Origin of the sequence: Streptomyces sp. NPDC101132, from assembly GCF_044759225.1 — a bacterium.
In the GTDB taxonomy this organism is placed as follows: Bacteria; Actinomycetota; Actinomycetes; order Streptomycetales; family Streptomycetaceae; genus Streptomyces.
Genome location: NZ_JBIVYX010000014.1, coordinates 106510 through 132977, shown reverse-complemented (window position 1 = coordinate 132977; position 26468 = coordinate 106510). Strand labels below are relative to the sequence as shown.

Annotated in this window: 20 protein-coding genes and 1 pseudogene; 11 read left to right on the top strand and 10 right to left on the bottom strand. The window is 73.7% G+C overall.

Annotated features, from left to right (window positions below; genetic code table 11):
- Window positions 1–238 precede the first annotated feature (238 nt).
- The 6 genes and pseudogenes from ACIQUR_RS28365 to ACIQUR_RS28340 all read left to right on the top strand — a co-directional run bounded on the left by ACIQUR_RS28365 (window position 239) and on the right by ACIQUR_RS28340 (window position 10812).
- Complete coding sequence (locus tag ACIQUR_RS28365) at window positions 239–4528, top strand: discoidin domain-containing protein (protein WP_403670006.1); 4290 nt, start codon at window positions 239–241, stop codon at window positions 4526–4528.
- 85 nt (window positions 4529–4613) lie between these two features.
- Window positions 4614–5624, top strand: a complete 1011-nt coding sequence (locus ACIQUR_RS28360; RefSeq protein WP_403670003.1) for a LacI family DNA-binding transcriptional regulator — start codon at window positions 4614–4616, stop codon at window positions 5622–5624.
- Window positions 5625–5855: 231 nt separating this feature from the next.
- Entirely contained in the window at window positions 5856–7262 is a 1407-nt protein-coding gene (locus tag ACIQUR_RS28355) for an ABC transporter substrate-binding protein (RefSeq protein ID WP_403670000.1), read from the top strand.
- Between the two features lie 74 nt (window positions 7263–7336).
- Window positions 7337–8245: pseudogene (locus tag ACIQUR_RS28350) on the top strand (carbohydrate ABC transporter permease).
- An 18-nt stretch (window positions 8246–8263) separates the two neighbouring features.
- Window positions 8264–9139, top strand: coding sequence for a carbohydrate ABC transporter permease (locus tag ACIQUR_RS28345; protein ID WP_403669998.1), 876 nt, complete (start codon window positions 8264–8266; stop codon window positions 9137–9139).
- Between the two features lie 62 nt (window positions 9140–9201).
- A complete protein-coding gene (locus tag ACIQUR_RS28340) occupies window positions 9202–10812 on the top strand; it encodes a glycoside hydrolase family 13 protein (RefSeq protein ID WP_403669995.1) in 1611 nt (536 codons plus the stop codon).
- Between the two features lie 29 nt (window positions 10813–10841).
- Here the strand turns inward: ACIQUR_RS28340 and ACIQUR_RS28335 are convergent, their stop codons facing one another.
- The 4 genes from ACIQUR_RS28335 to ACIQUR_RS28320 all read right to left on the bottom strand — a co-directional run bounded on the left by ACIQUR_RS28335 (window position 10842) and on the right by ACIQUR_RS28320 (window position 15218).
- Window positions 10842–11252, bottom strand: a complete 411-nt coding sequence (locus ACIQUR_RS28335) for an ArsR/SmtB family transcription factor (protein ID WP_403669992.1) — start codon at window positions 11250–11252, stop codon at window positions 10842–10844.
- Window positions 11253–11437: 185 nt separating this feature from the next.
- Complete coding sequence (locus ACIQUR_RS28330; RefSeq protein WP_403669989.1) at window positions 11438–11812, bottom strand: hypothetical protein; 375 nt, start codon at window positions 11810–11812, stop codon at window positions 11438–11440.
- Window positions 11813–11967: 155 nt separating this feature from the next.
- Window positions 11968–13428 (bottom strand): cellulose binding domain-containing protein, encoded by a 1461-nt coding sequence (locus tag ACIQUR_RS28325; RefSeq protein ID WP_403669986.1) that lies wholly within the window; start codon window positions 13426–13428, stop codon window positions 11968–11970.
- Window positions 13429–13631: 203 nt separating this feature from the next.
- Window positions 13632–15218, bottom strand: coding sequence for a beta-N-acetylhexosaminidase (locus tag ACIQUR_RS28320; protein ID WP_403670179.1), 1587 nt, complete (start codon window positions 15216–15218; stop codon window positions 13632–13634).
- A 262-nt stretch (window positions 15219–15480) separates the two neighbouring features.
- Between ACIQUR_RS28320 and ACIQUR_RS28315 the strand changes: the two genes are divergently transcribed.
- From ACIQUR_RS28315 to ACIQUR_RS28305, 3 genes are all read left to right on the top strand, one after another.
- Window positions 15481–16323 carry a GntR family transcriptional regulator gene (locus ACIQUR_RS28315; protein WP_403669984.1) on the top strand — a complete coding sequence of 281 codons (843 nt, stop codon included), beginning with the start codon at window positions 15481–15483 and terminating at the stop codon, window positions 16321–16323.
- A gap of 73 nt (window positions 16324–16396) precedes the next feature.
- Window positions 16397–16777 carry a nuclear transport factor 2 family protein gene (locus ACIQUR_RS28310; RefSeq protein ID WP_403669981.1) on the top strand — a complete coding sequence of 127 codons (381 nt, stop codon included), beginning with the start codon at window positions 16397–16399 and terminating at the stop codon, window positions 16775–16777.
- Window positions 16778–16986: 209 nt separating this feature from the next.
- Window positions 16987–17631 (top strand): DUF4232 domain-containing protein, encoded by a 645-nt coding sequence (locus ACIQUR_RS28305; protein ID WP_403669978.1) that lies wholly within the window; start codon window positions 16987–16989, stop codon window positions 17629–17631.
- A gap of 80 nt (window positions 17632–17711) precedes the next feature.
- Here ACIQUR_RS28305 and ACIQUR_RS28300 read toward each other — a convergent pair whose 3' ends face one another.
- Window positions 17712–18935: a hypothetical protein gene (locus ACIQUR_RS28300; protein ID WP_403669977.1), complete on the bottom strand. Its 1224-nt coding sequence runs from the start codon at window positions 18933–18935 to the stop codon at window positions 17712–17714.
- 57 nt (window positions 18936–18992) lie between these two features.
- Window positions 18993–19586, bottom strand: coding sequence for a 3'-5' exoribonuclease domain-containing protein (locus ACIQUR_RS28295; RefSeq protein WP_403669974.1), 594 nt, complete (start codon window positions 19584–19586; stop codon window positions 18993–18995).
- Window positions 19587–19786: 200 nt separating this feature from the next.
- Between ACIQUR_RS28295 and ACIQUR_RS28290 the strand changes: the two genes are divergently transcribed.
- A complete protein-coding gene (locus ACIQUR_RS28290) occupies window positions 19787–20896 on the top strand; it encodes a PI-PLC domain-containing protein (RefSeq protein WP_403669971.1) in 1110 nt (369 codons plus the stop codon).
- A gap of 10 nt (window positions 20897–20906) precedes the next feature.
- Here ACIQUR_RS28290 and ACIQUR_RS28285 read toward each other — a convergent pair whose 3' ends face one another.
- Both ACIQUR_RS28285 and ACIQUR_RS28280 read right to left on the bottom strand, forming a co-directional pair.
- Window positions 20907–21149, bottom strand: coding sequence for a hypothetical protein (locus tag ACIQUR_RS28285; RefSeq protein WP_403669968.1), 243 nt, complete (start codon window positions 21147–21149; stop codon window positions 20907–20909).
- Between the two features lie 144 nt (window positions 21150–21293).
- Window positions 21294–21914 (bottom strand): TetR/AcrR family transcriptional regulator, encoded by a 621-nt coding sequence (locus ACIQUR_RS28280; RefSeq protein WP_403669965.1) that lies wholly within the window; start codon window positions 21912–21914, stop codon window positions 21294–21296.
- A gap of 65 nt (window positions 21915–21979) precedes the next feature.
- Between ACIQUR_RS28280 and ACIQUR_RS28275 the strand changes: the two genes are divergently transcribed.
- Window positions 21980–23704 (top strand): FAD-binding oxidoreductase, encoded by a 1725-nt coding sequence (locus tag ACIQUR_RS28275; RefSeq protein ID WP_403669963.1) that lies wholly within the window; start codon window positions 21980–21982, stop codon window positions 23702–23704.
- Between the two features lie 473 nt (window positions 23705–24177).
- Here ACIQUR_RS28275 and ACIQUR_RS28270 read toward each other — a convergent pair whose 3' ends face one another.
- Window positions 24178–25353 (bottom strand): hypothetical protein, encoded by a 1176-nt coding sequence (locus tag ACIQUR_RS28270; protein WP_403669960.1) that lies wholly within the window; start codon window positions 25351–25353, stop codon window positions 24178–24180.
- Between the two features lie 154 nt (window positions 25354–25507).
- Window positions 25508–26320, bottom strand: coding sequence for a TylF/MycF/NovP-related O-methyltransferase (locus ACIQUR_RS28265; protein WP_403669957.1), 813 nt, complete (start codon window positions 26318–26320; stop codon window positions 25508–25510).
- Window positions 26321–26468 lie beyond the last annotated feature (148 nt).

Here is a 26468-nt window from a genome sequence, read left to right as displayed (position 1 = left end):
CGTCTGACGCAAGAACTTGCGCGTTTCGCGGTGTGTTTGCGGAATCCCGACAACCCGCGCGCAAAGTGCTCTGATCCGTGATGTTGCCGGGTCGGGCGGGGTCCCGCGGAAGCCGTATCCCGGCACCGGGAGTGGTGTCACGGGTGTAGACGACATGGCATGGCTCTGCAATTCTCTGACGGCACAACGCAAGAACGCTATGCCATGTACGTCGGAACCCATGTCAAGGGACGAGACCATGAGAAGGCACAGCTGGAGCCGGCACGCCCTGGCCGCCGTGCTCTGCACGGCGCTGTTGTTGCTCGGATGGCCCGCGCTCCACGCCGCGGCCGCCGGCGGCCCCAACCTGGCGGCGGGCGCACCCGCCGGCGCGAGCAGCACCAACAGCCCCTACACCGCAGCCCGGATCACCGACGGGGACCGGTCCACCTACTGGGAGAGCGCCGCCGGCGCCTCGTTCCCCCAGTGGGTGCAGACCGACCTCGGCCGCACCGCCCGCGTCGACCAGGTGGTGCTGAAACTGCCGCCGGGCTGGGAGAGCCGCACCCAGACCCTGGCCGTGCAGGGCAGTCCCGACGGGACGAGCTTCAGCACCCTGGCGGCCTCGGCCGCCCACACCTTCGGCCCGGCCAACGCGAACACCGTCACCATCGGATTCCCCGCCGCCCAGGCCCGGTTCGTCCGCGTCACGGTGACCGCGAACACCGGCTGGCCCGCGGCGCAGCTCGCCGAACTGGAGGTGTACGCCGCCGAGGACTCCTCCACCAACCTGGTGCTCGGCCGCACCCTCACCGCCAGCAGCCACACCCAGACGTACACCCCGGCCAACGCCAACGACGGCAACCGCACCAGCTACTGGGAGAGCGCCAACAACGCCTTCCCGCAGTGGCTCCAGGCCGACCTCGGCGCCGCGGTCCGCATCGACCGGGTGGTCCTCAGGCTCCCGGAGAACTGGGGCGCCCGGTCCCAGACCCTGAAGCTCCAGGGCAGCGCCAACGGCACCGACTTCACCGACCTCTCGGCGTCCCGGGCGTACGAGTTCGCGCCCGGCTCCGGCAACAGCGCGACGCTGTCCTTCGATGCCGCGACCACCCGGTACGTCCGCGTCACCTTCACCGCCAACAGCGGCTGGCCCGGCGCCCAGCTGTCCGAGCTGGAGGTCTACGGACCCGTGACCGGCGACACCGTGCCGCCGACCGCGCCGGCCGGGCTGGCGTACACCGAGCCGGCCACCGGCCAGATCCGGCTGACCTGGACCGCCGCCACCGACAACACCGGCGTCACCGCCTACGACGTGTACGCCGACGGCCGGCTGCGCACCAGCGTGCCGGGCGACGTCACCACGTACACCGACACCCAGCCCACGAGCGCCACCGTCACCTACGTCGTACGGGCCAGGGACGCGGCCGGCAACCAGTCGCCGGACAGCAACGCCGTGACCCGGGCGGGCGACACGGGAGACACCCAGGCGCCCACCGCGCCCGCCGCCCTGACGCTCACCGAGCCGGCCGCCGGCCAGATCCGGCTCAGCTGGACGGCCTCGACCGACAACACCGGTGTCACCGGGTACGAGGTCTTCGCCAACAACCAGCTCCGCACCACCGTGCCGGGCACCGCCACCACGTACACCGACACCCAGCCCACGAGCGCCACCGTCACCTACGTCGTACGGGCCAGGGACGCGGCCGGCAACCGGTCGCCCGACAGCAACGCCGTCACCCGCAACGGCAGCGGCGGCACCGGCTCCAACCTCGCGGTGGGCAAGGAGATCACCGCGTCCTCGGTGATCCACACCTACGTCGCGCGGAACGCGAACGACAACGACACCGCCACCTACTGGGAGGGCGCCGCCGGGGCCTACCCGAGCACGCTCACCGTCCGGCTCGGCGCCAACGCAGACACCGACCGCGTCGTGCTCCGCCTCGACCCGGGCAGCGGCTGGTCCGCGCGCACGCAGAGCATCCAGGTCCTCGGCCGGGAACAGAGCGCCACCGGCTTCACCTCCCTGGTCGCCGCCAAGGACTACGTCTTCTCCCCGGCGAGCGGCAACCTGGTGACCATCCCGCTGACCGCCCGCGTCGCGGACGTGCAGCTCAGGTTCACCTCCAACACCGGCTCGTCCAACGGGCAGATCGCCGAGTTCGAGGTCATCGGCGTGCCCGCCCCCAACCCCGACCTGGAGATCACCGCGCTCACCGCGAGCCCCTCGGCCCCCGTCGAGACCGACGCCGTCACGCTGTCCGCGACGGTGCGGAACTCCGGCACCGCGCCGGCCCCCGCCACCGCCGTGACCTTCGAGCTCGGCGGCAGCAAGGCCGCCACGGCGGCCGTCGGCGCGCTGGCCGCCGGGGCGTCGGCGACCGTCACCGCCGCCATCGGCCCCCGCGAGGCCGGCAGCTACCCGCTGGGAGCCGAGGTCGACCAGGCCGGCACGGTGGTCGAACAGAACGACACCAACAACACGTTCACCGCGGCCCCGCTGGTGGTCCGCCCGGTGGACAGCTCCGACCTGGTGGCCGCGTCCGTCACCTGGAACCCGGGCGCCCCGTCCGCCGGCCAGGCCGTCACCTTCTCGGTGACGGTGCGGAACCAGGGCACGGTCGCGACGGCGGGCGGCTCGCACGGCGTCACGCTGGCCCTGCTCGACGGCTCCGGCGCCACCGTGAAGACCCTCACCGGCTCCTGGAACGGCTCCCTCGCACCGGGTGCCTCCTCCGCGCCCGTCCCGCTCGGCGGGTGGACCGCGGCGAACGGCCGGTACACCGTGCGGACGGTGCTGGCCGACGACGCGGAGGAGCTGCCGGTCAAGCGGGCCAACAACACCTCGACCCGGCCGCTGTTCGTGGGCCGCGGCGCCAACCTGCCGTTCGACACGTACGAGGCGGAGGACGGCGCCCTCGGCGGCGGCGCCGCGGTCGTCGGGCCGAACCGCACCATCGGCGACCTGGCGGGCGAGGCGTCCGGCCGCAGGGCCGTCACCCTCGACGCGACCGGCGAGTACGTCGAGTTCACCACCCGGGCCAGTACGAACACCCTGGTCACGCGGTTCTCCATCCCCGACGCCCCGGGCGGCGGCGGCATCGACGCCACCCTGAGCGTCTACGTCGACGGCACCTTCCGGAAGACCCTGCCGCTCACCTCCCGGTACGCGTGGCTGTACGGCGCCGAGGCCTCCCCCGGCAACTCCCCCGGCTCCGGCGCCCCGCGGCACGTCTACGACGAGGCGAACCTGATGCTGGGCGGGACCGTCCCGGCCGGCAGCCGCATCCGGCTCCAGAAGGACGCCGGCAACACCTCCACGTACGCCATCGACTTCGTCAGCCTGGAGCAGGTGACCGCGCGGCCGAACCCGGACCCGACGGCGTACGCGGTGCCCGCCGGCTTCGGCCACCAGGACGTGCAGAACGCCCTGGACAGGGTGCGGATGGACACCACCGGCACGCTCAAGGGCGTCTACCTGCCGCCCGGCGAGTACGAGACCGGCAGCAAGTTCCAGGTGTACGGAAAGGCCGTGCAGGTGGCCGGCGCGGGCCCGTGGTTCACCCGCTTCCACGCCCCCGCCGGGCAGGACAACACCGACATCGGCTTCCGGGCCGAGGCCTCGGCCAAGGGGTCGTCGTTCTCGGGCTTCGCCTACTTCGGCAACTACACCTCGCGGATCGACGGCCCCGGCAAGGTCTTCGACTTCGCCAACGTGTCCGACATCGTCATCGACGACATCTGGAACGAACACATGGTGTGCCTGTACTGGGGCGCCAACACCGACCGGATCACGATCAAGAACTCGCGGATCCGGAACATGTTCGCCGACGGGGTGAACATGACCAACGGCAGCACGGACAACCTCGTGACCAACAACGAGGCCCGGGCCACCGGCGACGACAGCTTCGCGCTGTTCTCCGCCATCGACGCGGGCGGCGCGGACGAGAAGAACAACGTGTACGAGAACCTGACCTCGATCCTCACCTGGCGCGCGGCCGGCATCGCGGTCTACGGCGGCTACGACAACACCTTCCGCAACATCCACATCGCCGACACGCTCACCTACGCGGGCATCACGGTCAGCTCCCTGGACTTCGGCTACCCGATGAACGGCTTCGGCACCGGGCCCACGACCTTCGAGAACATCTCGATCGTCCGCTCCGGCGGCCACTTCTGGGGCCAGCAGACCTTCCCCGGCATCTGGCTGTTCTCCGCCTCGAAGGTCTTCCAGGGCATCCGGATCAACAACGTGGACATCGTCGACCCGACGTACAGCGGGATCATGTTCCAGACCCAGTACATCGGCGGGCAGCCGGTGAACCCCATCAAGGACACCGTCCTGCGGGACATCACCATCACCGGCGCCCGCAAGAGCGGTGACGCCTTCGACGCCAAGTCCGGCTTCGGGCTCTGGGCCAACGAACTCCCCGAAGCGGGGCAGGGCCCGGCCGTCGGCGAGGTCACGATCCACAACCTCCGGCAGAGCGGCAACGCCGTGGACATCAGGAACCTGACGTCCACCTTCACCATCAACGTGCTGCCCTAGGGGCCGGCCCGGGACGAGGAGGAAGGAGGCCGAGGGCCGACGACTAGCGCAAGCGACTTGCGTCGCTTGCGCTAGTCTTGCGTACATGACGCGACGACTTGCTCAAGTGGCGAAGAAGGTTGGAGTCAGCGAGGCCACGGTCAGCCGGGTGCTCAACGGCAAACCCGGCGTCTCCGAGGCCACCCGGCAGGCCGTCCTCACCGCCCTGGACGTCCTCGGGTACGAGCGCCCCACCCAGCTGCGCGGCGAACGCGCCCGGCTGGTCGGCCTGGTCCTGCCCGAGCTGCAGAACCCCATCTTCCCGGCGTTCGCCGAGGTCATCGGCGGCGCCCTGGCCCAGCAGGGGCTCACCCCGGTGCTCTGCACCCAGACCACGGGCGGGGTCTCCGAGGCCGACTACGTGGACCTGCTGCTCCAGCAGCAGGTCTCCGGCGTGGTCTTCGCCGGCGGCCTGTACGCGCAGGCCGAGGCCCCGCACGAGCACTACCGGCAGCTGTCCGACCGCAAGGTCCCCGTGGTGCTGGTCAACGCTTCCATCGAGGACCTCGGCTTCCCCTGCGTGGCCTGCGACGACGCCGTCGCCGTGGAGCAGGCGTGGCGGCACCTGGTCTCGCTCGGCCACGAGCGCATCGGTCTGGTGCTCGGGCCGCCCGACCACGTCCCCTCGCGGCGCAAGCTGGCCGCCGCCGAGGCGGCCGCCGCGGCCCTGGGCACGCCGCTGCCGGAGGACCGGGTGGAGCGGTCGCTGTTCAGTCTGGAGGGCGGCCACGCGGCCGCCTCGCGCCTCCTGGACCGCGGCATCACCGGCATCGTCTGCGCCAGCGACCCGCTGGCCCTGGGGGCGGTGCGGGCGGCCCGGCGGCGGGGGCTCGACGTGCCGCGGGACGTCTCGGTCGTCGGGTACGACGACTCCGCCTTCATGAACTGCACCGAGCCGCCCCTGACCACCGTGCGGCAGCCCATCGAGGCCATGGGCCGGGCCGCCGTGGAGCTGCTCACGGCGCAGATCCAGGGCGCCGCCGTGCAGCCCGGCGAGCTGCTCTTCGAGCCCGAGCTGGTCGTGCGCGGCTCCACGGGCCAGGCCCGCCGCGACTGACTCTCCCGCCCCGGCACCCCGTTCAGGGCCCCCGCCGCGCTCCCGCGCGCCGGGGGCCCTTCGCGTGCCCGGGAGGACCCTGCCGGGCGTCGCGGCGTCACGCAGGAGCCCGACCATCGACTGTCAATCATTTACGAAATCTGCGCGAGATATTGCGTTCACTTGTTGGCGGTGGTTGAGTGTGCGGCGCCCCGCCCCACGCACTCCCGGCACGAAGGGGACCACCCACCCATGACACCGAGAAGCACCGGCCGCCGCACCACCGTGGCCGTCCTGGCCTGCGCCCTCGCCCTGACCGCCCTCGCGGCCTGCGGCACCAGCACCGCGGGCGACGGCGACGGGAAGCAGCCGTCCGCCGGCTCCGCCGACCCCACGGCCCCGCTCGACCCCAAGACGAAGCTCACGCTCTCCATCGACTGCATGCCGCCGGCCGCCAAGGCCGCCGAACTCCGGCAGTGGAAGGAGGACGTGGCGGCGTTCGGGAAGCTGTACCCGAACATCACGATCGAGGGCCGCTCCACGCCCGGCCAGTGCCTCGAACCGCCGCGGTTCACCGCGATGCTCAAGGCCAAGTCCCAGCCGGACGTGTTCTACACGTACTTCACCGACCTCCAGCAGGTCCTGGACAACGACGGCGCCGAGGACATCTCCGCGTACGTCACTCCGAAGACGGTCCCCGCACTGGCCGACATCGACCCCGACGTGCTGGGCGTCCTCAAGCGGGACGGCCGGCTGTACGGGCTGCCGACCAGCAACTACCGGATGGGGCTGCTGGTCAACCGGACGCTCTTCCGGCGCGCGGGCCTCGACCCGGACAACCCGCCGCGCACCTGGGCGGAGGTCCGGGCCGCCGCCAGGAAGATCGCCGCGCTCGGCAACGGCACCGCCGGCTACGGCGAGTACAGCGTGGAGAACACCGGCGGCTGGCACTACACCGCCACCCTGTACGGGATGGGCGGCGACGTCGTCGGCCCCGACGGCAAGGCCGCCTTCAACAACGCGACCGGCCGCGAGATCGTCGAGAACCTGCACGCCATGCGCTGGCAGGACGGCAGCATGGGCAAGACCCAGCTGCTGAAGTGGGGCGACCTCCAGAAGCAGATGGCCTCGGACAAGCTCGGCATGTTCCTCGCCGCGCCCGACGACATCACGTACATGGTCCAGCAGCTGGGCGCGAAGTACGAGAACTTCGGCATGGGACCGATCCCCGGCGGGGCCGCCACCCTGTTCGGCGGCAACGACTACATGATCAAGAAGGGCAGTTCCCCCGACAAGATCAAGGCGGCCGTCGCCTGGCTGAACTTCAAGACCCTCTCGGTCGGCAAGGGCCAGTTCGACTACGCCCGTTCCAAGGCCGACGGCCTGCCCGTGGGACTCCCGCAGCCCGCGTTCTTCACCGGCGCCAGCAAGACCGCCGACGACGGGCTGAAGGCCGCGAGCGCGACCATGCCGGTCGCCAACTTCAAGGCCTTCATGGACAACCCGGTACCCGGCAAGGCCGAGCCGCCCAAGGCCCAGGAGATCTACAAGATCCTCGACAGCGTGATGTCGGGCGTCCTGACCAACGAGAAGGCGGACCCCGCGGCGCTCCTGGCGACCGCGGAGAAGAACGTCAACCAGGTGCTCGCCAACCGCTAGGCGCGCCGGGGGCCGGACCCGCCACCGGGGCCCGGCCCCCGCACCCACCACCCGATCCCCTGTGAGGAGCTCCCATGCGGGCCCGCGTCACCCTGCCCTCCTCCCGCCAGGAGTTCACCCGGGCGCTCCGGCGGAACCTCTCGGCGCACGCCTTCCTCATCGGCGCCGTCCTCTGCTTCGCCTTCTTCTCGTGGTACCCGATGGTCCGGGAGTTCCTGCTCGCCTTCCAGAAGACCTCCGGCGGCGGCACCCACTGGGTGGGCTGGGACAACTTCCGCTACGTCTGCGGCGACCCGACCTTCTGGCAGGCCTGGCGCAACACCTTCCTCTTCACCGGCCTGGCGCTGGTCCTCGGGTTCGCCGTGCCGTTCGTCACCGCCGTCGTCCTCAACGAGTTCCGGCACGCCCGCGGCTACCTGCGGCTGCTGGTCTACCTGCCGGTGATGCTGCCGCCCGTCGCCTCGGTGCTGCTCTTCAAGTACCTCTACGACCCCGGCCACGGCCTGTTCAACCGCATCCTCACCGCCCTGCACCTGCCCGCCCAGGAATGGCTGCAGTCCACCGACACCGCGATGCTCTCCGTCGTGGTCGCCGCCACCTGAATGAACATGGGCGGCGCCACCCTGATCTACCTGGCCGCCCTCCAGGGCATACCCGGCGAGCTGTACGAGGCCGCCGAACTCGACGGGGCCGGCGTGCTGCGCAAGCTGTGGCACGTCACCGTCCCGCAGACCCGGCTGGTGCTCTCACTGATGCTGCTCATGCAGGTCATCGCCACCATGCAGGTCTTCGTGGAGCCCTTCCTGCTGACCGGCGGCAGCGGTCCCGAAGGCTCCACGACCACCGTGGTCGTCCTCATCTACCAGTACGCCTTCAGCTTCAACAACTACGGCGGCGCCGCGGCCCTGGGCCTGTGCCTGCTGGTCCTGCTGGCGGGCTTCTCCGCCGCGTACGTCCGCCTCAGCCGCGACAACGAGAACTAGCCGGGGGTACCGACCGACATGGCAGAGCGCACCCTGGTCCCGCCGGCCCGGCTGGCCACCCCCCGCGGCCGCGCCCTCTACTGGACGGCCCTGGTCCTGGTCGTCGTCCTCTTCACCCTGGTCTTCCTCGGCCCCCTGTACTGGATGGCCTCGAACGGCCTGAAGGGCACGGAGGAGTTCGCCCGGATCCCGCCCACCCTGGTCCCCGGCGAACTGCACCCCGAGAACTACGCCGACGCCTGGCGGGTGATGGACCTGGCCCGGCTGCTCTTCAACACCCTCTACTACGCGGCGGGCGCCCTGGTCTGCCAGCTCGTCCTCGACGTCGCCGCCGCGTACTCGCTGTCCAGGCTGCGGCCGCTGTTCGGGCGCGCCGTCCTCGGGATGATGCTGGCCACCCTCATGATCCCGGCCGCCGTGCTCGTCGTACCGCAGTACCTCACCGTGCTCGACGTGCCGCTGGTCCAGCGGAACCTGCTCAACACCCCGTGGGCCATCTGGCTGCCCTCGGTGACCAACGCCTTCAACATCTTCCTGCTGAAGCGGTTCTTCGACGCCATCCCCCAGGAGATCCTCGACGCGGCCTCGATGGACGGCGCGGGCCCGCTGCGCGTGCTGCGTTCGGTCGTCCTGCCCATGTCGCGCCCGGTCCTCGCCGTGGTGTCCATCTTCGCGGTGGTCGGCGTGTGGAAGGACTTCCTCTGGCCCATGCTCACGCTGCCCGACCCGGCCCTGCAGACCCTGAACGTCGGCATCTACTCCCTGGCCCAGGGCGTCCCCGAGAACCACCTGATCGCCGCCCTCGCCATCGCCTCCGCCCCCACGCTCGTCCTCTTCCTCTTCCTCCAGCGCCACATCATGGGCGGGCTCACGGCGGGCTCCCTCAAGGGCTGAGCCCTCCGCCGCACACCCCCGCCGCCGCACCCGGCCCCCTCCCGCCCGCGAAAGGAACGCCCGTGGCTGCCTCCGCCCTGCCCGAAAACGACCCCGACTGGTGGCGCACCGCGGTGATCTACCAGGTGTACGTCCGCAGCTTCGCCGACGGGGACGGGGACGGCACCGGCGACCTGGCCGGCGTCCGCGCCCGCCTCCCCTACCTCGCCGCGCTCGGCGTCGACGCCCTCTGGTTCACCCCCTGGTACCTCTCCCCGCTGGCCGACGGCGGGTACGACGTGGCCGACTACCGCACCATCGACCCCGCCTTCGGCACCCTCGCCGAGGCCGAGAAGCTCATCGCCGAGGCCCGGGCCCTGGGCATCCGCACCATCGTCGACATCGTCCCCAACCACGTCTCCGACCGGCACCCGTGGTTCCGGGCGGCACTGGCCGCCGGTCCCGGGTCCCCGGAGCGGGAGCTCTTCCACTTCCGGCCCGGCCGCGGGCCCGACGGCGGGCTGCCGCCCGGCGACTGGCCGTCCCAGTTCGCCGGCGCCGGCACCTGGACCCGGGTCCCCGACGGCGAGTGGTACCTGCACCTCTTCACCCCGCAGCAGCCCGACCTCAACTGGGCCCATCCCGCCGTCCGCCGCGAGCACGAGGACGTGCTGCGGTTCTGGTTCGAGCGGGGCGTGGCCGGCGTGCGCATCGACTCCGCGGCCCTGCTGGCCAAGGACCCGGCGCTGCCCGACCTGGCCGGCCGTCCGGCCGGCCCCTGGAGCGGGCCCGAGCAGCACCCGTACATCGACCGCGACGAGCTGCACGAGGTCTACCGGTCGTGGCGGGCCGTCGCGGACGAGTACGGGGGCGTCTTCGTCGGCGAGGTCTGGCTGCCCGACACCGAGCGGTTCACCCGCTACCTGCGCCCCGACGAACTGCACACCGCCTTCAACTTCGCCTTCCTGGCCTGCCCCTGGGACGCCGGGCGGCTGCGCGCGGCCGTCGACGACACCCTGGCCGAGCACGCGCCCGTGGGCGCGCCCGCGACGTGGGTGCTCTGCAACCACGACGTGACGCGGACCGTCACCCGGTACGGCCGCGCCGACACGGGCTTCGACTTCGCCGCCAAGGCCTTCGGCACCCCGACCGACCCGGTGCTGGGCACCCGGCGCGCCCGGGCCGCCGCCCTGCTCACGCTGGCCCTGCCGGGGTCGGTGTACGTGTACCAGGGCGAGGAGCTGGGCCTGCCCGAGGCGGACGTGCCGCTGGACCGGATCCAGGACCCGATGCACTTCCGGTCGGGGGGCCGTGACCCGGGCCGGGACGGCTGCCGGGTGCCGCTGCCGTGGACGGCGGAGCCGTGGCGGACGCCCTGGCTCCCGCAGCCGGCGGACTGGGGTGCGTACGCGGCCGACCGCCAGGAGGCCGATCCCGGCTCGATGCTGAGCCTGTACCGGGCCGCCCTCGCGCTGCGGCGCGGGGCCGGGGCGTTCGGGGCCGGGGAGCTCCGGTGGCTGCCCTCGCCGGCCGGGGTGCTGGTCTTCGCACGGCCCGACGGCCTGGTGTGCGCGGTGAACCTCTCACCCGAGCCGTACGCACTGCCCGCCCACGCGGAACTCCTGCTGAGCAGCGACCCCCTCGACGGGCGGAGCCGGCTCCCGCAGGACACGGCGGCCTGGCTGCGGCCCTGACACCGCGGCCGGGCCGCCCGGCACCCCGGTCACTTCCGGTAGGCCCTGCCGGGCACGGTGACCGGGTGCGGGTGCGGCTCCGCATGCGGGTCCGGATGCCCTTGCGGGCGCGGGTCCGTCTGGCGGAGCTCGGCGAGCAGTTCGGTGCGGCCCGCCAGCATCTCGGTGAGGATGCGGCGGGCTGCGCGCAGCAGGTCGGCGACGTCGCCGCCGGCGAGGGCGTAACTGACCGTGGCGCCCTCCCGGGTGGAGACGACGATGCCCGACCGGCGCAGGACCGCGAGCTGCTGGGACAGGTTGGAGGGCTCGACGTCGATCTCCGCGAGGAGATCGCGCACCGGCATGGGTCCCGCCTGCAGGAGTTCCAGGACGCGGATGCGGACCGGGTGCCCGAGCATCCGGAAGAACTCCGCCTTCGCCTGGTACAGCGGTACCTGCATGCCCACGAGTGCTCCTGCTGTCGCCCGACCACGGCCGGGCCCGGCCCATGCCCTGCCGCCTGCGGTCTTTCGTCCCATCGTCGCGTCCCGACGGCCCTCGCATGCCCACACTTGGCCAGATTTGGATCTGCCGAATTGAAGAATTCTTCAACCAGTGGGCATGCGTGGGCCGTTGCGAGCCGTTGTCAGACCTCCAGGGCGGCCTCGATGCGGCGCAGCTGGTGCCGGGCCATGGCCAGGTTGGACCTGCCCTTGTCGAGGACCAGGTACAGGAACAGGCCGCTCCCGGACTTGCCCTTGAGCAGCCTGATCAGGTGGTACTGACCGCCGAGGGTGATCAGCAGGTCCTCGATCTCGTCCCGGAGGCCGAGCATCTCCATCGTGCGGACCTTCGCCCTGATCACGTCGGTGTTGCCCGCCGCGGCGACCGACAGGTCGAGGTCCTTGCCCCCGCCGAGGGTGCCCAGGGCCATGCCGCTGGTGTAGTCCACCAGGGCCGCGCCCAGTGCGCCCTCGATCGAGGTCATCGCCTCCTTCAAGGAGACTTCCACGTTCGCCAATTCGTCCACTCCCTCTGGTGCTCTGTTCGCGTCCGCGGTGGGAGAGGTGCGCTCCCCCACCGGAACCTGCCCGGCTCAAGCTACTGAGCCGCCGCCCCCGTGGGGCCGGAATGGCAGATTCGGCGGAAATCGATCGGAGGGAGACCCGACGGTGGTCAGCTGTTCGGGACGGTGTCCCGGAAGGCGGTGCCCGCCGCGCGCAGGGCCGCGACCTCGGCGGCGACCTGGGCCGGGGTGCGGACCCGGTCCTTGACGAAGTACACGTAGTCGACCTGCTCGTCGTACGAGCGCGGGGTGGCCGAGGTCTGGCCGGCCAGGTCGATCAGCCAGTGGTTGAAGTCGATGAACTGCGGGGTCTCCGGCAGGTAGGGCTCGCCGTGGGTGGCGACCACGCGGCCGTCGACCCAGTACGTGACCGCGGTGCCGTCGACGGTGAACTGGATGTCGTGCCAGCCGTCGTGCGAGGCGCGCTGCTCCCCGTGGGTGTTGACGGCGTTCCAGGGGTCCGGGTTGTAGGTCTCCCAGGTGGTCTCGTACATGATGTTGGCCGGCTCGCCCCAGCCGCCGTTGGGCAGGTACTCGAAGTCCTGCTCGCTGTAGGCGGGGTCCATGGGGGCGTTCAGCGGGGTGAACGCGAAGAAGGTCTGGACGACGTGGTCGCCGTCGGGGCCGCCGGACGGGGTGTCGTCGAAGCGGACCCGGGCGGCATAGGTGCCGTTCTTGAACTTGCGCGCCGTGGTCTGGAGTTCGGTCTCGCGGGTGCCGGCGGCGGTGCCGTCGGTGGTGAGGCGGAGGTTCATCACGGTGCTGCCCCCGGCGGTGGGGAAGGTGATGTCCTGCGGGGACCAGGTGGCGCCCGGGACGCCGGGGCCGCCCTGCCCCGACTTGACGGTCCAGCCGTTGCGGGCGAGGGCCGGGTCGGCGCTGGAAGCGTAGGTGAAGTCGTCGAAGAGGACGGGTGCGTCGGGGTCCGCCGGCGGGGTGGTGGGAGGTGTGGTCGGCGGGGTGGTCGGGGGCGTCGTGGGGGGCGTGGTCGGGTCGTTGCCGGCCGGGGCCGTGCCCCAGACGGGGGTGCCGCCCGACTGGAGCGTGACCTTGTCCCAGTCCGCGTACGAGGTGCGGCCGGGGCCGAAGGAGTAGTCGTCGGACTGGGTCAGCGGCTGCCAGTCGGTGCGGTGGAAGCGGAGCTGCATGTCGCCGGTGGACTGGCCGGGGGCGAGGGAGCCGGCGCCCGCGGTGAAGCCGATCTCCAGGTACCGGTCGGCGGTGGCGGTCGGGTGGTCGGGGGTGCCGAAGGTTCCGGTGATGTGGGCACAGCCCTTCACCGCCCAGGAGCAGGCGAAGCGGTAGGTGACGGCGGGGCCGTCCGCCTTGAACCAGTACCGGAGGCGCACCTGGCTGAGGGGGACGGTCGTCGAGCCGGTGTTGGTGATCTGGAGCCAGGGCTCGGACTGGTCGGCGGTGGCTCCGCCTGCGCTGGTGCGGTACTGGACGCTGAGCGCGTCGGCGGCGGCCGAGGCGGGTGCGGCCAGGAGGCCGGCGGCTGCGGTGCCGGAGAGGAGGGCGAGGGCGGCGGCCAGGGCGAGCCTGCCGCTGCGGCGGGGGCGGTCGGACACGGGATTCCCTTTCGGTGGGGGCGCGGAACGGAACCTGTGGGTGCGGGTGGTGCGGTGGGATGGGGTGGTCGTGCGGGTGGTGTGGCTGTGTGGGTGGGGCGGGTGGTGCCGGTGGTGAGGCTGTGCGGGTGGGGCGGGTGGAGGGCGTGCCGAGGGGGCGGTCGTGCGGGGTGGGGCAGTCGCGCGCGGTGCGGGCCCGCGGGTCAGGTGGCCCGGCCGTCGATGCCGAGCGCGGCCAGGCGGGGGCGGTGGGCGGCCAGGGCGGGGAGGAAGTCCCGCCGGTAGTCGCCGTCCGGGTTCCAGGCCCGGGCCGCGAGGGCGCAGAGCCGGGGCCAGAGGAGCCGGTCGTACCGGTCGGCGGTGGTGACGTACTCCGTCCAGAGCTGGGCCTGGGTGCCCAGGACGCGTGCCGCGTGCTCGGCCGGCCAGGCGGCGGGCGCGGGGTCGTTGGCGTACACCGCGGCCAGGTCCACCACCGCGCCGGGCTGGCCGGGCGCCTCGCCGGGGCGGTCCGACTGCGGGTAGTCCAGGTACGTGGAGCGGTGCGGGGCCATCACCACCTCGTGGCCGCGCCGGGCGGCGGCCAGGCCGTGCCGGGCGTCCCGCCAGGCCATCAGGGCGAACTCGGGCGGCAGGGCGGCCCCCGGCGGCAGGGCGTGGGTGTCGTCCTCGGCCCAGCACACGGGGCGCCGGCCGGCGGCCAGCACGTGGGCCCCGGCCCGGCCGAGGAACCAGCCGCGCAGGGCGCGGGGGCCGGGCAGGCCGAGCGCCGCCGCGCGGGCGCGGGCGGCGGGGCTGGACTCCCATTCCCCGGTGGGGCATTCGTCGCCGCCGAGGTGGACGTACGGGGCAGGGAAGAGGTCCATCGTCTCGTCGAGCACCGTCCGGCAGAAGTCGAGGGCGGCGTCGTGGACGCCGAGCACGGTGTCGCAGATCCCCCACTCGGTCCACACGTCGAGCCTGCGGCCGGGGTGGTTGCCGAGGTGGGGATAGGCGGCGAGGGCGGCCCGGGAGTGGCCGGGCATCTCCACCTCGGGGACGACCGTGACCCCGCGCTCGGCCGCGTACCCGACCAGCCGCCGCAGCTCGGCCTTGGTGTACGCGCCGCCGTGCGGCCGGCCGTCCCGGCGCCCGGAGCCCGGCGGACCGAGCGCGGTGCCGGCGCGGACCGAGCCCACCTCGGTCAGCAGGGGGTACGCGTCCACGGGCAGCCGCCAGCCCTGGTCGTCGGTGAGGTGCAGGTGCAGGACGTTCAGCTTGTGCAGGGCGATCCGGTCGACGGTGCGCAGCAGCCGGTCCAGTGGCTGGAAGTGGCGCGCGGTGTCGACCATCAGGCCGCGCCAGGCGTGCCGGGGCCGGTCCGTGATCTCCACGCAGGGCAGGGTCCACGCGGTGCCGGGGGCGGCGGGGCGGTCGGCCAGCGCCGCCGGGGGCAGCAGCTGGCGGAGGGTCTGGACGGCGTTGCGGAGCCCGGCGGGCCGGGCGGCGAGCAGGTGTACGCCGTCGGGCCGGACGCCGAGGCGGTAGCCCTCCGCTCCCAGCGACGGGTGTGCCGCGGGGTCGAGGGCGAGGGCCAGAGCACCGTCGGCCGCGGGCGGGAGGGGGAGGCCGGTGGCCGGGCCGAGCAGGGTGCGCAGCAGGGCGGCGGCCTGCTGTGCGGCGGGCTCGGCGCGTACGGCGGTGCCCCGGGTGAGGGTGAAGTGCCCGGGCGTGCGGGCGAGGTGGCGGGGCGCGGGCAGGAGGGCGGGGAGGGCTCCGCCGTGGGCCGGGAGCGGACGGGACGGGCTCACCAGGCTCACGGGGTCCTCCTCTGCGGGGGCTGCGTCATTGACCAGTTCCCCGACCAGTACGCCAACTGGCCAGCAACTGGTAAGGAAAGTGACACAGGCCCGGTGGTCCGTCAAGGTGTCGGAGCGCCGCCCCTCTTCCCTCAACTGCCCTTTTGAACAAGGTATTTGCGGGCTACGGAAGCTTGCGGGGACCGGTCGGCCAACTGGTAACATCGCCGAGCTGGTCTGGTCATCCGCACGGGGTAGACGAGGGGACGGGAACATGGCCGAGGCACCCGGAGGTCCGGTTCCGAAGCGGATCTGGGTACGCGACCACCTGCGCGGCCTGGCGGAGTCCGGCGGACCGGGGGCCGCCCTGCCGTCGGAGCGCGCGCTCTGCGCGGAACTGGGCGTGTCGCGGCCCACGGTGCGCGCGGCGGTGGACGACCTGGTGGCCGCGGGCCTGGTGGTCCGCGAGCACGGCCGGGGCATGTTCGTCGCCCGGCCCAAGATCACTCAGGAGCTGGCGCCGGCCGGCACGGAACCGGGCTTCAGCCTGCCCCGGGCCCGCGGCAGCTGGGCCAGCACGGTGCTGGAGTTCGGCACGGTGCCGGCGGGGACGGCCCTGGGGCGCAGGCTGCGGCTGCCGCCGGCCGAGGAGGTGGCGTACATCGCGCGGCTGCGGCTGGTGGACGGCGAGCCGATGGCGATCGAGCACCTGCACGTGCCGGCCGCGCTCGTGCCGGGGCTGGCACCGGGCGACATGGAGAGCGGGGACTTCTACGAACTGCTGGGCGCGCGGCACGGCGTACGCGTCCACGAGGCCGTCCAGGCCATCGAGCCGACCGTGCTGGGCGACCGGGAGGCCCGGCTGCTCGGCGTACCGGCGCACTCCCCCGCCCTGCGGTTCGAGCGGCTGACCACGGACCGGGAGGGGCGGCCCGTCGAGTACGTCCAGTCGGTGTACCGCGGCGACCGCTACCGGATCGTGTCGCGGATCGCGCTCGGCGGGCCGGACGGCGAGGGCGACGGCCTGCGGCACCACCCCGGCATCCCGCCCGGCGACCTGGCGGCGGGCGCCCACGGCCGGTCGGTCACGACGGGGGACGTGCAGCCGGTGCTCTGAGCCCGGCCGGCGCACGCGGCCCGCCTCCCGGGTTCGTCATGCGGGGGCCCGGCTCCGCCCGTACGGTGACGCCATGAGCGATCCGGTGCGCAACAAGGCCACGGCGATGGCGTTCTACGAGCTGATGTTCAACCAGTGCCGGCCCGCCGAGGCCGTCGAACGGTACGTCGGCGGCACGTACACGCAGCACAACCCGCACGTCGGCGACGGCAAGGAGGCGTTCGTCGCGTACTTCGAGCGGATGGCCGCCGAGTACCCGGGCAAGCGGGTGGTGTTCAAGCGGGCCTTCGCGGAGGGCGACCACGTCGTGCTCCACTGCCACCAGGCGTGGCCCGAGGAGGAGTACGCCGGGATCGACATCTTCCGCTTCGACGAGGACGGCCGGATCGTGGAGCACTGGGACGTGCTCCAGGTGGTCCCGCCGACGTCCCTGAACGGCAACACCATGTTCTGAGGGTTGCGGGCGTGCGGGCGGGGGCGAGCGGCGGCTGGGGGGTGGTGCGAGGCCGTGGGGTGGTGCGAGGCGGCGGGGACGGCCGGGGCGGCCGCGGGCCGGTCCGTGGTGGATTCGGGAAGGCGCCGTCACAGAGCCGTGAAGCTTCTCCGGGACGCTGGTGCCACGCCCAGCGCACTCCCGCGCTCCTCACCCCGGGGGACAGCATCATGAGCACCGTACGCAGAGCCGCCGTCGTCCTCACCGCCGTGTCCGCCCTCGCCCTGACGGCCTGCGGCCCTTCGCAGGACGACGCCTCGGGCGGCGGGAAGACGCCGGGCACCGGCCCGGGCGCGTCCGCCTCCGCCTCCCCCTCCACCGCACCGACGGCCTCCGCGAAGCCCACGCCGCCGTCCACCACGGCGCCGGCGCCGACCGGCGGCGGGAGTGCCGACCCCGACGACGTCTTCCCGTGCAGCACCTTCGACGTGAAGTTCACCGCGAGCCTGGCGGAGCCCACGACCGGCAGCCACCTGCTGAAGGTCACCAACAAGAGCGCCCAGCCCTGCCGGGTCCTGGGCCACCCCGTCGTCACCTTCGGCGACCTGGACGGGCAGGCCACGCAGCGCGGCACGGCTCCGGACATCGAGGACGCCTTCGAGCTGGCCCCGGGCGCGTCCGCGTACGCCGGCCTGATGGGCGGCGCGCCCGACGGGAAGGGCAGGACGGTCGACTGGATCGCCATGACCATGGACACCTCGTCCGACCTCGTACAGACCCCCCTCAAGGCGTCCACCCCGGGCCTGTACGTGTCCCCCGACAAGAACTCGGTCACCCCCTGGGTGACGAACGCGGAGGACGCGCTCAGCCTCTAGGGCACCCGCCCGGCTCCGCCGCTTCCCGCCCCTTCGCGACCCGTCCCGCCCCGTCCTGGCCCCGCCGTCCGTCCGCGTGCTCAGTCGTGGGAGGGACGGCGGTGGCGCATGCGGTGGCGCACGTACCAGATGGCGCCGACGGCGAGGGACAGCACGGTCACCGTCACGGCGGCGAGCGGCCAGCGCGAGTCGTCGACGGCGGCCACGAAGACCAGGATCACGGCGCCGACCGGCACCAGCAGCGAGGAGAGGGTCCGCAGGGCGGCCGCGACCATGCCCGGGTCGGCGGCCGTCGGATGGACCTCGGCGACCGCCTCGGCCGCCTCGGCCGGCGTCGCCGCGCCGTAGAAGGCCACCGTGCGCGCCGCCAGCTCCCCCGTCGACCGGTGGTAGGACCACCCGAGGTACGGGATCCAGACCAGCGGGGCCACCATCCCCACCAGGAAGACCAGGCCCACCAGCACCCAGCGGCCGATCTTGACGATCAGCCGGGAGGTGTCCTCCTCCGGGCCGAGGAGCCCCAGCAGGTACGCCATGCGCTTGACGAGCGACCACAGGGCGGCCACCCGGGACGGCCGCGGCCCGGGCGGCGGCGACAGGTCGCCGTCGCGGTCCGTGCGCGCCGCCAGCTTCTCCAGGGCCGCACGGGCCGCGGGGATGTCGGGGTAGACCCCCTGGATCACGAGCAGTTCGGCGGTCCGGTCCGGGGAGGTGGCGGGGCGGCCGGCCAACGCGCCCAGCTCCAGGCACATGCGCAGCTGGGCCAGCAGGGCGGCGCAGAAGGCGAAGGGGATCACCACGATGAACGGGCCGCCGACGAAGGAGCCCTCGGTGACCACGATCCGCCGGCCCCGGCTCGCCACCATGCCGCGCAGTTCCTCCGCGCCCGCGTCCGGGTGGTCGGCGCGGACCTTGGCGACCGTGCGGGCCGCGGCGCTCCCGAGCCGGCGGGACGCGAAGGAGGCCAGGATCTCGGGGAGGTGGCCGGGGTCGGCCAGCACGGCGCGCAGCAGCCAGCGCGCGAGGCCCTCCTCGGTGCGGCCCGAGGTGTCGGGCGGATCGTCGTCCGGGGAGGCGTCGTGGGCGCCGTGGTTGCCGTACGCGGCGGCGCTCCGGGCGTCGTCCGGGATCGCCTTCCGGGCTGCGTCCGGGGCCTCGTCCCGGGCTCCGTCCGAGGCGGCGGCGTACCGGTCGTCGGCCGCGCGCAGGCCGTCGGACCGGTCGGGCCCTCCCCCGGCGGGTGGCGAGGTGTCCGTGGGAGCGGGGTCCGGGCCGGGGATGCCGGGGGGTACCTCGGAGGCCATGCCTCCATTGTGGCCGCAGGCCCCGCGGGGCACCCCCGCAGCGGGCCCGTCGGGTGATCAGGCCTCCGGCCGCCACAGCATCAGGTTGCTCATCAGCTCCGCCTGCTCGATCGCGTCGTCGAGGGCGTGGTGGGTGTGCCGCCGCCGGGACAGCAGCTCGCGCGGCATCGTCCCCTTGGCCACCGACCGCAGCGGCAGCCCGGCCTTGGCGGCGTAGAGGGTCTTCATGTCCAGGCAGCCCGAGTGTCCGAAGGGGCTCTCCCCGGTGAACCGGATGAGGTACCAGTACAGGAAGGTCCAGTCGTACGAGGCCGGGTAGCCGCACATCACCGGCTGCGCGCCCTCGGAGACCCGCCGCACCCACGAGCTGAACGCGCGCAGGGCCGCCTCGGGCGGCGTGCCCGCGGTGCGCAGCCGCTCCCGGTCGAGACCGCTGACGGCCAGCGCCTCCGGTACGAACTCGTCGCTCACCGGCCGCAGCTCACGGTAGAAGGTATGCCGCTCGGGGTCGGCCGGGACGTACCCGTCCACGTCCTGCCGGCCGGCGACGGCGGCGCCGAGGCTGAGCATGGAGTAGGGGCCGGGGATGGGGCCGTCGGCCTCGATGTCGACGGAGATGTAGAGGCTGGGGCGGATCTTGCGGGGTGACATGTCCGTGAGCATGTCAGCCGGCGGGCGGCGGGGCATCCTGATTTCCGGGTGGTGCCGGTGTCCCCTCGGGACACCGCGAGGCAGCCCGCGAAGGGGCGGGCGAAGGAGCGGTCGACGGGGCGCGGGCGGCATCGGCGGAAGGCACTGCGCGGGGGCAGCGGGACGCGGGTACCGCGCGGTAACCTCCCGGCATGATTGTCATGGACATGTTACGAGCGCGTTCGCGCGGGCGGCATCGCGGCCGCCGCGGCCTGCGCGCCCTCGTGTGCCTCCTGCTGCTGGCCCTGCTCGGTACGGCGGCCTCCGCGACCGCCGCCCCGGCCCCGGCCGGCTCCCGCGCCGCGGCCGGCCCGGCGACCACCGCGGCCACCGCGGCCACCGCCGCGGCCGACTCCGCCACCCGGGCGGCCGCCGGCCCCGCCTCCGCCCGCTGGGGCGACCGCCGGCTCGACGAGGTGGCCTTCCTGACCACGCACAACGCCTTCACCAACTACGAGGACTCCCGCTGGAGCTCGGTCAACCAGTCCGAGTCGGTGCGCGCCCAGCTCGACAACGGGGTGCGCGGCCTCAGCCTGGACACCCACTGGTACGAGCGCAGCACCTGGCTGTGCATCATCAGCTTCGGCAGCGACTGCTACCCGAGCGACGTGTACCTGTGCCACGGCGACTGCAAGACCTTCGCCGGAGCCACGTACGCCCTGCCCCGGCAGTCGTTCCACGGCACCATGCAGACGGTGGTGGACTTCCTCGCCACCCACCCCCAGGAGGTCGTGACCGTCTTCCTGGAGGACTACGTCAGCGCCGGGCAGCTGCAGAACTCGCTCGGCCGGGTCCGCGGGCTGAACGAGCTGCTGTTCCGGGCCGACGACTGGGGCGTACGGGAGAGGGGCTGGCCCAGGGTCGCCGACCTTGTCACGGCGGGCAAGCGGCTGCTGGTCTTCTCGGACCGCCCCGACCGCGAGCACCTGGGCGTCATGTACGACAGGTCGTGGACGGTCAGCAACTACTGGAGCCTCGGCGACCTCGGCAACGACCTGGCCTGCGTCACCCGCTGGGCCGACGTGCCGCTGGACCGCCGGGAGCCGGGCTTCCGGCGGCTGTTCACGATGAGCCACCACCGCAACGTGCCCACCGTCCTCACGGCCGCCCTCGACAACGGGGCGAAGCTGCGGGACCGCATCGCCGGGCAGTGCCGGACCGCCACCGGGGGCCGCGACCCGAACTACGTCTCGGTCGACTTCCACCGGCTGTCGGACAACAGCGGGCACACGCCCGCCTCGATCGTGGCGGAGCTCAACGCGGGCCCCTGAGCCCGGGCGGTCAGAAGTGGTGGAGCTGCCAGGTGAACTTGCCCCCTCCCACCCAGCGGACGGTCTCCAGGTCGTCGAGGTCGTGGATGTGGACCCCCGCCTCCGCGGCGATGAGGATCACGTCCGTCATGGACCTGGCCGTCCCCACCACCTCTCCGTCGACCTCGACGATGCGGAAGGGCGGGTCACCGCTCTGCACTCCCAGAACGGTGACCCTCGGGCTTGAGATGAACGGGCTCGCACCTTCGGTCATGCAGTGACGGGTTCCACGCGGCGGCCTCCGCCAATCGCGTTGCGGAAAGAGACCGTCCGGTCACGCGGCGGACCCGCCCGGGATCCCCGGCGGATCCGCCCGCCGCCGTGCCCTTTCCCCCCGCCCGGCCGGGCGGGCGCGCGGTCAGGTCGGGGTGAGCGCGGCGGCTGCGGCGAAGAGGCGGGCGCAGCGCGCGGCCATGGCCTCGGAGGACTCCTCGGGGTGCTTGACCCACCAGCGCACCAGGGTGGCGACCAGGTCGCGCCAGACGTACTTGAGGGCGTCGGCGTCCAGCGGGTCCGCCGATCCGGTGGCGCGCAGCAGGTCGGCCGTACCGCCGGCGGCCATGGCGTCGACGGCGGACCAGTACGCGGCGGCCCGGCGGGCGGCCTCGCCGCCGGGCGGCAGCGTGGTGTCGTACAGCACGAACCACGCCTCCCGCTGCCCTTCGAGGGCGTCGAAGATCCCGCGCAGCACGCGCAGGGGCGTGCCCGGCCCCGTCCCGCGGTCGCCCATGCCGGTGCGGATCGCCGCCACGAGGCGGTCGCCGACCGGCGTCAGGCAGGCGACGTACAGGTCCTCCTTGGTCCCGAAGTACTGGTGCAGCAGCGTCTTGGTGACCCCCACGCGGGCGGCGATCGCGGCGAGTGACGCCGCCGCGTAGCCGTGCGTGCCGAACTCCTGCGTGGCGGCCGCGAGGATCTGCTGTTCGCGGTCCCGGCGGGGGACGCCCTTGGTGCCGGCTCTGGATCGGGGGGTTGCCATGCGGCGATATTATCAGTAGGTAATTTACCGCTAGGTAAGTTACTGCTATCCCTGGAGCGACAGCCATGGCAGGCACCGCGACGCAGCCCACCTCACGCACCCGTTCCTGGTGGGGCTGGGGGTGGACGGACGCCCACCCGGACGACGCCGAGTGCGTCGCGATGGGCGCCTTGCTCCCGGGCACGCTGGCCCGGCCGCTGCCGGTGCCGCGCGTGGCGGACCTGCGCATCGGGGCCCCCGCCGTCGAGCCGCCCGCCGCCCTGGCGCACGTGGTCCGCACGGACCCCGGGGACCGCGCGGCCCACGCCATGGGGAAGGCCTACCGCGACGTCGTCCGCGCCCTCCGCGGCCGGCCCGGGCGCGTCCCGGACCTCGTGGCCCGCCCGCGGGACGAGCGGGAGGTGGCGGACCTGCTCGACTGGGCCGCGGAACGCGAGGTCGCGGTGGTGCCGTACGGGGGCGGGTCCTCGGTGACCGGTGGCGTGGAGTACCGCGGTGACGCCCACCGCGCCGTGCTGTCCCTCGACCTGACCGCGATGGACCGGGTCCTGGAGGTGGACGAGCTCGGCCGGGCGGCCCGTATCCAGGCCGGCACGCTCGGCCCGGCCCTGGAGGCCCAGCTGCGGCCCCACGGGCTGACGCTCCGGCACTTCCCGCAGAGCTTCGAGTTCTCCACGCTGGGCGGCTGGCTCGCCACCCGGGCGGGCGGGCACTACGCCACCGGGCCCACGCACATCGACGACTTCGTCCAGTCGCTGCGGGTGGTCACCCCGGCCGGCGTGAGCGAGTCGTGGCGGCTGCCCGGCTCGGGGGCGGGTCCGTCGCCCGACCGGCTGTTCCTGGGTTCCGAGGGCGCGCTCGGGGTGATCACGGAAGCGTGGGTGCGGCTCCAGGAACGCCCCGTCCACAAGGCCTCCGCGGCGGTGGACTTCGCCGACTTCCACGCCGCGCTGGAGGCCGTACGGCTGATCGCCCAGTCCGGTCTGATGCCGGCCAACTGCCGCCTGCTGGACGCCGGCGAGGCGGCCCTGTCGGGCGCCTCTCACGACGGCAGCGCCGTACTGGTCCTGGGCTTCGAGTCGGCCCACTCACCGGTCACGTCCCGGCTGGCCCAGGCACTCGACCTGGCCCGCTCCCAGGGCGGCCGGGCGGACGGCACGCCGGGGGGCGGGGCGTCCGTGGCGGGGGGCGGGGCGTCGCCGGCGGGCGGAGGCGGGGCGGGAGGCGGGAGCCGGGCGGGGGCCGGGAGCGGCACGGCGGGCGGGAGCCGGGCGAGGGCCGGGGAACGGAATCCGGACGGAACCGGTGACGGGGCGGTGGACGCCTGGCGCTCGGCGTTCCTCCGGATGCCGTACCTGCGGGACGGGCTGGCCCGGATGGGCGCCGTCGCGGAGACCTTCGAGACGGCGGCCACCTGGGACCGGATCCCGGGGCTGATCGAGGCGGTCCGCACCGAGGTCGGCGCGGCGGCCCGGAAGGCCACGGGCCACCCGGCGACCGTCAACTGCCGCCTCACGCACGTCTACCCCGACGGGGCGGCCCCGTACTTCACCGTGCTGGCAGCGGGGCGGCCCGGCGACGAGGTGGCCCTCTGGGACGACCTCAAGGCGGTGGCGAACGACGTGCTGCACCGGCACCGGGCCACCATCACCCACCACCACGCGGTCGGCCGCGACCACCGCCCGGCGTACGACCTCCAGCGCCCGGCCCCCTTCGCCACCGCCCTGCGCGCCGCCAAACACGCCCTGGACCCGGCGGGCATCCTCAACCCGGGCATCCTGATCGACTGACCACCGCCCGGGACAGCGAGGCTCGTCAGCACGGGCCGACCGCCTTCGGCGGGCGCCGAACGCCGACCATGCAGGGGCAGCGGACGCCAAGGCTGCGGGCCCGCACACCGGCCGCAGCCGCCAACGGCCGGCCACCTCGGCCGGCAACGGCCAGGGTCACTCCCCCGGGCCCAGGCCGCGCCTGTTGCCGCTCGGCCGACGACCTTTGCACGGCGACGGCCAGGTCCCGTACAGGACACCGGGCCCACGACGGTGGCTCGGGCAGCCACGAGACCCAGGCCGTGGGCAGATTGCAAGGCAACCGAAGGGGGCGCGACTCGACGGCCGAGTGGCGGCGGCCAGCCGGCCTCGGGACGCGGCCTCTGACCGGGGCGATTCCGGCCGCCAGCCGGCCACGGCCGACCGCCGGCCGGGCGACGCGTGACAGTCAGGCTCCCGCTGACAGCCGGCGGGCGCCTGGGTCCCTCCTGCGTTCAGGTCTGCCCGCGTGCCTGCAGGCGGGCGAGGGTGCGGGCCGCCTTGTCCGCCTCCTTCCGTGCGGTGCGGGCGGTGCGGGCGGCTTCGCGGTGCTGGGTCGCGGCGCGGTCCGCCGTGGTGCGGGCTTCCGCGAGGTGGCGCTCCGCCTCTGCCAGTTGTTCCTGGCGTTCCCTGAGCGCCGTACTGGTCCGGCGGAGTTCCTCTTCCGCGTCGCGAAGCTCCTGCCGGCCGCGTTCGGCCTCCCGGGCTGCCGCGTCGGCAGCCTCCTGCGCCTGCTCAAGGGCACGCACATGCGCGGGGTCGGGGGCGGACGCGGGGGCCTCCGGCTCAGGGACAGGCTCAGCCGAGCGGCGGGCCCGTGCCGGGGCCGGCTTCCGCTCCGAGGCGGATTCGGGCTTTGCCCGGCGGGTGGCCGAGGGGCCTCCGGGCTGTACCGCAGCAGCATCCGGTTCCGTCGGCTGGGCGGGCTTCGGTCGCTGGCGGGGGCGTGCCGCGGCCGTGTCCGGATCTGTCCGCGGGGCTTGCTCCAGCGGGCCTGAGCTGGCCGCGGCAGGATGCGGGGCCGTCGGCTGGGCGGGGCTCGGCGGGCGGCGGGGGCGTACCGCAGCCCCCGGCTCCGCCGCCGAGGCCGCGGCGGGGTCGGGCTCGGGCTCGGGCTCGGGCGGGCGGAGGGCTCGTACCGCCGTGGGGTCCGGTTCGATGCCGAAGCCTGCCGGCGGGGGCGGGGTTCTGGCCAGGCGGGCGGCCAGCCACTCCCGGGCGACCTCCGGGTCGGCCAGGGCCGCGTGGAGGGTCTGCTCGATCTCCCGCAGGCCCGGCTCCGAGACCGGCCGGCCCTCCTCCGCGGCCAGCGCGGCGGCGTCCCGCGCGAGGGCGGTGACCAGTACGTGCCGCTGGTGGGACAGCTCCCGCAGCTCCTGCCCCGCCAGCGTCCGCTGCGCCTCGCCCAGGGCGCGGCCCAGCTCGACCAGCCGCTCCGCCTCGCCAGGCCTGCGGCGGGCGAGGAGGTTCGCGGCCCACGCCGCCGCCGTCGGCCTGCGCAGGGCGGCGATCCGCTTGGCCAGGGCGCGGTCGCCCTCCTGCCGCGCCCGGGCGGCCATCGCGTCCCGGGCGGCGGTGAACCCGGCCGGGTCCAGCCCGTACAGTTCGGCGGCCGCCGACTCCAGTTCCACTCCCCCACTCTCGCGCACTCCCGCGTGCGGGGGCGGGGTCCGGCGGCCACCGGAGCGGGCGGGTCCTCCGTACGGGGCAGGGACCCGGACGGAGGACCCGTATGGGGCAGGGACCCGGACCGGTCGGGGACCGGTCCGTCAGGGACCGGTCCGGTCAGGGCTTCACGGCGATGCGGCCCTCGTCCATGCGGGTCAGCAGCAGCCGGGCGCCCGTCTCCTCCAGGAACTCGTCCACGGCCTGGCGGGAGCCCTGCCAGTACCCGTAGTCGTCCAGCAGCAGGACGCCGCCCGGAACGAGCCGGTCGTAGAGGTGCTCCAGCTCGTGCTTGGTCGAGGTGTACCAGTCGGTGTCCAGGCGGAGGATCGCGATCTGCTCCGGCGCCTGCTCGGGGATCGTGTCCTCGACCTTGCCCTGGACGTAGTGCAGCCGCTCCGCCGGGTAGTCGATCCGGGAGAAGCCGTCCTGTACGTCGTCCAGCGTGGCCAGCGCCCAGATCGGCCGGTCCTTGCCCTGGGTGGCCAGCAGGTCGGCGGCGCTGGCGCCGTCGACGCGCTTGTCCTCCTCGGTGGGCTCGGTCATGCCCTCGAAGGTGTCGAAGAGGTACAGCTCGCGGTCGGTGACGTCCAGGGACAGCAGGGTGCGGGCCACGGCCTGCATGCTGCCGCCGCGCCAGACTCCGCACTCGACGATGTCACCGGGCAGCTCGTGCCGGGTGATGTAACGGACGGACTGCACCAGCGCGTTCAGGCGCTCGACCGAGGTCATCGTCCACGGCTTGACCGCGGTGATGATCTCCTTGGCCCCGTCGTCGTAGTCCGCCGGGAAGCGGAGTCCGGCCGGCTTCGGAGCCGCCGGCTTCGGGGCCGCCTTGGGGGTCGGGGTCGCCTTCCCCGCGGGGCGGGCCTTGCGCAGCTCATAACCGGTGAGCTGCGCCAACTTCTGGTTCACACTCGAACGCCACGTCATGCCGCCCGAGCGTACGTTCCAATCCCGCGCCTGTCTGCCGTTCGGACCAAGATCGGTCCGCGGGTGTGCGGCCGGGCCGGCGTGCCGTCGTTCGCGGGGTCGGCAGAGGAGGAACTGCCGGGCGGCGCGGGTGCCTTCACCGGTGCGG